Origin of the sequence: Paeniroseomonas aquatica (assembly GCF_030409335.1) — a bacterium.
Taxonomy (GTDB): domain Bacteria; phylum Pseudomonadota; class Alphaproteobacteria; order Acetobacterales; family Acetobacteraceae; genus Belnapia; species Belnapia aquatica.
Map to the genome: position 1 here is coordinate 1 of NZ_JAUFPN010000265.1, position 1,986 is coordinate 1,986.

At 63.9% G+C, this 1,986-nt stretch carries 1 protein-coding gene; it reads left to right on the forward strand.

The window, feature by feature from the left end:
• Positions 1 to 341: 341 nt before the first annotated feature.
• Positions 342 to 1,986 (forward strand): recombinase family protein (locus QWZ14_RS29230; RefSeq protein WP_290320590.1); only part of this gene is annotated, 1,645 nt, incomplete at its 3' end.

A 1,986-nucleotide genomic window follows, 5' to 3' on the forward strand; every position in this document is an offset into this window, starting at 1 on the left:
CACGCCGAGGTGGTCGCGGACCTCACGGAAGGTGACCTCAATGGCCTAATCGCAAATGACAAATTTTGCTTGGTCCGAACGTTCCGATTGACGCTTAGTTGGCCACGAGCGCGCAACCAGCTCAAGCGACCCGCGCCCCCCCACCTCTCCCATGAGGCTAGCCCTTATGGAGCGGAACATGCGGCAGCAGCGCATTTGGCGCGTCCAGCGCACTGGCGTACCGGCGGCGACCGGTCAGCAACGCTGGGACCGGGCCTACCAGCTTCTCCTGCAATGGTCGGTGACGCCTTCTCCCACGCCAGTTGCGGCGCCGGAGCCCCCGAACCAGTTGGAGATGTGTCATGCGGATAGCGATCTACGGTCGCGTCTCGACCGGCCACCAAGTCGAGCAGCAGACAATTGAGCAGCAGATCACGCGCCTGACCACCCACGTGGGCACGCACGCCGCCGAGGGCTGGACGCTTGAGCCGACGCATGTATTTCGTGATGACGGCTATAGCGGCGCTGCGCTGGCCCGCCCAGGCCTTGATCGCCTGCGCGACGCGGTCAAGGGCCGCGAGGTCGACCGCGTCCTGGTCACCGCGCCTGATCGGCTTGCGCGCAACTACGTGCATCAGATGGTGCTTCTGGAGGAATGGGCGCAGTCCGGTTGCGTTGCCGAGTTCCTCGACCGCCCGATGAGCGACGACCCGCATGACCACTTACTCCTGCAAATCCGCGGCGCAGTGGCCGAGTATGAACGTACGCTCATCGCCGAGCGGATGCGTCGCGGTCGGCTTGTCAAGCTGCGCGCCGGCACCCTGCTGCCTTGGACCTATGCGCCCTACGGCTATCGACTGAGCCCTGATCGGCCGCGCGATCCACGTGGTGTAACGCTCGACCCCGCGGAGGCTGCAATCGTGGCCGAGCTGTTCGCCATGTATCGTGAGCCGATTGCATCTTTGAAGAAACTCGCCATGCACCTCGATGCATGCGGCGTGCCTACGCCGTCAGGCACACCAAGCTGGTCGTGTGCGACGGTCCGCGGCATTCTTCGCAACCCGACGTACACGGGGCAGGTTTATGCGCAGCGCACGCAGTCCCATGCGCCCACGCAACGCCGTTCGGCGACCCACCCGATCGGACGCCCCGGCTGCACGGCGGTACCACAGCCCGCCGACCGCTGGATTCTGGTTGGGCAAGTGCCTGCCGTGGTAGATCAAACGCAGTTCGACGAGGTGCAGGCCAGGTTGGCGATGAACCGTCCCTTTGCACGACGCAACAACACGGCGCATGAGTACCTATTGCGGGCGCTTGTGAGCTGTGGCTGCTGCAACTTGGCATGCACTGGACGTGCGAACGGGCGCTATGGATATTACTCTTGCAACGGCAAGCAAGCGAGCACCTACTCGCGTCATGTAACTCGCTGCCCGTCGCGCCATACGCCAGTTGCTCAGCTTGACGAGCTGGTGTGGCAGGATTTATGCGCTTTGCTGAGCGAGCCGGAGCCGCTCGCGGTGGCCATTGCGCGGGCCCACGGCGGCGCATGGTTGCCGCAGGCCCTGTTGGCACGCCGCGAAACACTGCGCCGCGGTCGAGCACACCTACACCAACAACTTGAACGGCTCACCGATGCCTACCTTAGGGGGGTCATCCCGCTCGACGAGTATGAGCGGCGGCGGCGTGAGCTGGAGCAGCGTGTACATTCACTGGCGGGGCAAGAAGAGCAGCTGCGTGATGAGGCCGCGCGCCAACACCAGCTTGCTGACCTCGCGGCATCACTGGAGTCGTTCCGAGAACGGATACAGCGTGGCCTGGGCCAGGCCACCTTCGAGCAACGCCGCGAACTTGTGCTGCTCCTCGTCGATCGGGTGGTTGTAACGAACGCCGACGTGGAGATCCGTTACGTCCTGCCTACCAGCCCGGAAAGCGAGCACGTCCGCTTTTGTCATTTGCGGAAAGACTATTTCGAGTTGCCAGCGTTGGACGAACCAGCGGACGATCTGC